General features: G+C 32.9%; 3 protein-coding genes. All 3 read left to right on the top strand.

The genetic code is table 11. The annotated features are described in order from the left end of the window. On the top strand, nt 1-907 hold a 907-nt coding region (locus tag VJ881_01525), incomplete at its 5' end, for a TIGR00300 family protein (GenBank protein ID HKL74718.1). A gap of 435 nt (nt 908-1,342) precedes the next feature. Then, nucleotides 1,343-3,343: an excinuclease ABC subunit UvrB gene (uvrB, locus tag VJ881_01520; GenBank protein HKL74717.1), complete on the top strand. Its 2,001-nt coding sequence runs from the start codon at nt 1,343-1,345 to the stop codon at nt 3,341-3,343. 13 nt (nt 3,344-3,356) lie between these two features. Next, nucleotides 3,357-4,948: excinuclease ABC subunit UvrA (gene uvrA / locus VJ881_01515; GenBank protein HKL74716.1), on the top strand; the 1,592-nt coding region annotated here is incomplete at its 3' end.

The raw sequence follows: 4,948 nt of genomic DNA, 5'->3' as shown, positions 1-4,948 counted from the left end.
TAATTTGAAGACTTTTGTCTATTATGAGCAGGATTGGCTGGAAGTTGATAGGGCAGAAATGGATTGTGGAATAGTTATCGAAGGAGAAAACGCTTATTGTGTTCCAATGAATGATATAAAAGCAGGAGATAAAGTAGTTGTTAGTTCAAAGGGTGTAAAAGAAAAATCAATAAAGAGCAAGAAAAAAGAAGAAAAAGAATATACTTTTATGAGCAGTGAAATTTCCTGTGAGAATTCTAAAGCCAGTTTAATTGCTGATCTAGCAACTGAAATGAAAGAGTTTAAAGAAGATGGAGGAAAAATAGCTGTGGTAGGTGGCCCTGCAATTATTCATACCGGTTCTGCAAAATATTTAAGTGCATTAATAGAAAAAGGTTATGTGAATTTACTTTTAGCAGGTAATGCACTTGCAGTTCATGATATTGAAACCGCCATTTATGGAACCTCACTTGATATAGCTATTGATAAAGAGAGAGCAGTAGAAAATGGACATGGTTTTCATTTAAAAGCAATAAATAAAGTTAGGAAAGCTGGTTCTATTAAAAAAGCAGTGGAAGAAAAGATAGTAGATAAGGGAATAATGTATTCAGCAATAAAAAATAAGATTGATTATGTACTTGCTGGTTCTATTCGTGATGATGGCCCTCTGCCAGATGTTATTACAGATACTGTTAAAGCTCAGGAAATGATGAGAGAAAAATTGGCTGATATAGATCTGGTTTTAATGTTAGCTACTATGCTACATTCTATTGCTACTGGTAATTTACTGGCTGCTGATATAAAAAGTGTTTGTGTTGATATTAATTCTGATACAGTAACCAAGCTGGCAGATCGAGGTACAGCACAGGCGGTAGGGCTTGTTACAGATGTAGAGCTATTTTTAAGCAGTCTTGTTAATCAATTATAGAAAATATAATTAACAGTAGTTTCCCATAATTTAATAAATCATTTACCTATTGTATGTGATTTAAAGAAATAATTTTTTGGGAAATTCCTGTTAAATTATTACTTTCTTTTAGTAATAATTACTGTTATAATTAATATCTAAATGAATTTTTTGGACTACAGATTATTCTAAAATGGTATTTCTGAGGATTTTATATGTTTTTTGAAAAAGAGTCTTAATGAAGTGAAATGCTAAATAAGGTCTCAGCACACGATGTGCTGAGCTAATCCTGGAACAGGATGTTCCTTAGGATTAGTGTGCCTTATTTAGCAATGAACGAGTTTAGATGAATCAAAAAACAGATATGAGACGAAGAAATACCTTTTAGAATTGACAAACATATGTATTTTAGATATTATATATAATAGACATTAGAGTAAAAAAGGGTGATTATTAATGAAAGAAGGTCAATTTAATTTAAAGGCCCCTTTTGAGCCTAAAGGTGATCAACCAAAGGCAATAGAAAAGATAGTAAAAGGTGTTAAAAAAGGATATAGACACCAAACTTTATTAGGTGCAACAGGAACAGGTAAGACTTATACAATGGCAGCAGCTATTGAAAAAATTAATAAACCTGTCCTGGTTATAGCTCACAATAAAACTCTGGCTGCTCAGTTGACAAGTGAGTTTAAAGAATTTTTTCCAAATAATGCTGTAGAATATTTTGTTAGTTATTATGATTATTATCAGCCAGAAGCTTATGTTCCTCAAACTGATACTTTTATAGAAAAAGATGCTTCAATAAATGAAGATATAGATAAACTTCGACTTTCGGCTACCCGTTCTCTTTTTGAAAGAAGAGATGTTTTGATTGTAGCCAGTGTTTCCTGTATTTATGGTCTTGGTTCTCCAGAAGATTATATGAATCTTTCCTGTCATTTAAAAGTAGGAGAGATAAAAGAAAGAGAAGAGATTTTAAGGGAATTAACTTTGATGCAGTATAGTAGAAATAATATTGATTTATCTCGAGGTCATTTTAGAGTTAATGGTGATGTAGTAGAAATTTTTCCTGCTTATGAAGATATGGCAATTAGAGTTGAATTATTTGGTGATGAAATAGATAGAATTACTCAGATAAATACTGTTACTGGTGAGATTTTAGATGATATAAATGAAATAACAGTTTATCCTGCCAGTCACTTTGTAACTCCTGAAGATAAAACTAAGAGAGCTATAAAAACAATTCGTACTGAACTTGAAAAAAGGCTTAAAAAATTAAGATCAGAGAATAAATTAGTGGAAGCCCAGAGACTTGAACAGAGAACAAGATATGATCTGGAAATGCTGGAACAGATGGGATATTGCTCAGGTATAGAAAATTATTCCCGCCATCTAGATGGGAGAGAGCCTGGTAAAAGGCCGAATACTCTTTTAGATTATTTTCCAGATAATGATTTTTTAGTTATGGTTGATGAATCACACATGACTATTCCTCAAATTGGAGGGATGTATGCTGGTGATCGTTCTCGTAAAGAAAAACTGGTTGATTATGGTTTTCGACTTCCTTCAGCTTTAGATAACCGTCCTTTAAATTTTGAGGAATTTGAAAAATTAGTACCTCAGGCAGTTTATGTTTCTGCTACTCCCGGTCCTTATGAATTAGAAAAAAGTGAACAGGTGGTGGAACAAATAATAAGACCAACCGGTCTTGTTGATCCTAAAGTAGAAGTGAGACCAACTGAAGGACAAATTGATGATCTTTTAGAAGAAATCCATTATACAGTTGATGAAAGAGGAGAAAGAGTTTTAGTTACTACTTTAACTAAAAGAATGTCAGAGGATTTAACAGAATATTTAGCTGATGCCGGTATTAGAGTAAGATATCTTCATTCTGATATTGATACAATAGAAAGATCAGAAATTATCCGTGATTTAAGATTGGGTGAATTTGATGTTTTAGTTGGAATTAACTTATTAAGAGAGGGACTGGATTTACCTGAAGTTTCCCTTATTGCTATTCTTGATGCTGATAAAGAAGGTTTTTTACGTTCAGAAAGACCTCTTATTCAGATTATAGGTAGAGCTGCAAGAAACTCTGAAGGTAGAGTTATTATGTATGGAGACAAAATTACTGATTCAATGAGAAGTGCAATAGATGAGACTGAAAGAAGAAGAGAAATACAACAGGAATATAATGAAAAAAATGATATAGAACCACAAACAATTAAAAAACCGGTTCGAGAAGTTGTTAAACCAGTAGAAATGGTAGTAAGTGAAGATAGTGGTAGTGATTATAGAACTTCTGAAGATGAAAAAGAAGAATTAACAAATAGAGAAATTAATGATAAAATAATACAATTAGAAGATGAAATGGAAGAAGCAGCTGATAACCTTGAATTTGAAGTTGCTGCTCAAATTAGAGATGAAATAGAAGAATTAGAAGAAAAATTGAATTAATAGAGGTGAAAAAATGGCTAAAGAGACAATAAAGATTAGAGGTGCTCAAGAACACAATTTAAAAGATTTGGATATAGATATTCCACGTGATGAATTAATAGTTATTACTGGTCTTAGTGGTTCAGGTAAATCTTCACTTGCTTTTGATACAATTTATGCAGAAGGCCAGAGAAGGTATGTAGAATCATTATCTGCTTATGCCCGCCAATTTTTGGGACAGATGGAAAAACCAAAATTGGATTATATTGAGGGATTATCTCCAGCAATTTCTATTGATCAAAAATCAACAAGTAATAATCCTCGTTCTACAGTTGGAACTGTTACTGAAATTTATGATTATCTTCGTTTATTATATGCAAGAGTAGGTACTCCTCATTGCCCTGACTGTGGTCAGGAAATATCATCACAGACAGTAGATGAAATAGTTGATCAGGTTTTAGAATTAGAAAATAGAACTAAAATACAGATTCTGGCTCCTGTTGTTCGAGGGAGAAAAGGAGAACACCAGAAAATACTGGCCCGGGCAAGAAGAGATGGGTTTGTAAGAGTAAGAGTTGATGGTGAAACTCGTCTTCTAGAAGAGGAAATAGATTTAGATAAAAACTATAAGCATGATATAGAAATAATTATTGATAGAATAGTTATCAAAGATGGAATCAGACAGAGACTTGCTGATTCACTGGAAACTGCTTTAGAACACAGTGATGGTCTGGTTTATATTGATGTAGTTGATGGTGAGCTTTTAACTTTTAGTGAAAAATTTGCCTGTTCTGATTGTGGAACAAGTCTGGAAGAGCTCACACCGCGTATGTTTTCTTTTAACAGCCCTTATGGTGCCTGTGATAATTGTGATGGACTTGGTATTAAAAAAGAATTTGATCCAGATTTATTACTTGATAGAGAAAAATCAATTAATGAAGGGGGCTTAATTCCCTGGAAAAATTCAACCAGCCGTTATTATCCCCAATTATTAAAGGCTTTGGCTGAAGCTTATGATTTTAGTCTGGAAACTCCTATTGAAGATTTAGATGATGAAATAGTTGATATTTTACTTTATGGCTCTGATAAAAAATTGACTTTTCCCTATACAAATCGCTATGGTAAAACCAGAGAACATGAAACAAAGTTCAAAGGGATAACCGGTTATCTTAAGGAAAGAATGAATCGTTCTAATTCTCAGGGAGCTCATAGAAGATATGAAAAATATATGAGTGAAAGACACTGTTCTGTTTGTGATGGACAACGTCTTAAACCAGAAGTGCTTGCAGTTACTATTGGTGGTATCTCTATTTCAGAATTCACCAGATATTCTATAGATGATGCCTATCAATTTTTAGTAGATCTGGAGTTAGATGAAAGAGATATGTTTATTGCTGAGGAGATTTTAAAGGAACTTAAAGCAAGATTGAAGTTTTTAATAGATGTAGGACTTGATTATTTGACCCTGGAAAGATCAGCAGCCAGTTTATCTGGAGGAGAAGCTCAGCGGATTAGACTTGCAACTCAGATTGGTTCAGGTTTAGTAGGAGTACTTTATATTTTGGATGAACCAAGTATTGGATTACATCAAAGAGATAATAAAAGACTTATTAATACTTTAGAACA

Source organism: Halanaerobiales bacterium (assembly GCA_035270125.1).
GTDB lineage: Bacteria > Bacillota > Halanaerobiia > Halanaerobiales > DATFIM01 > DATFIM01.
This window is presented reverse-complemented; position numbering and strand designations above follow the sequence as displayed.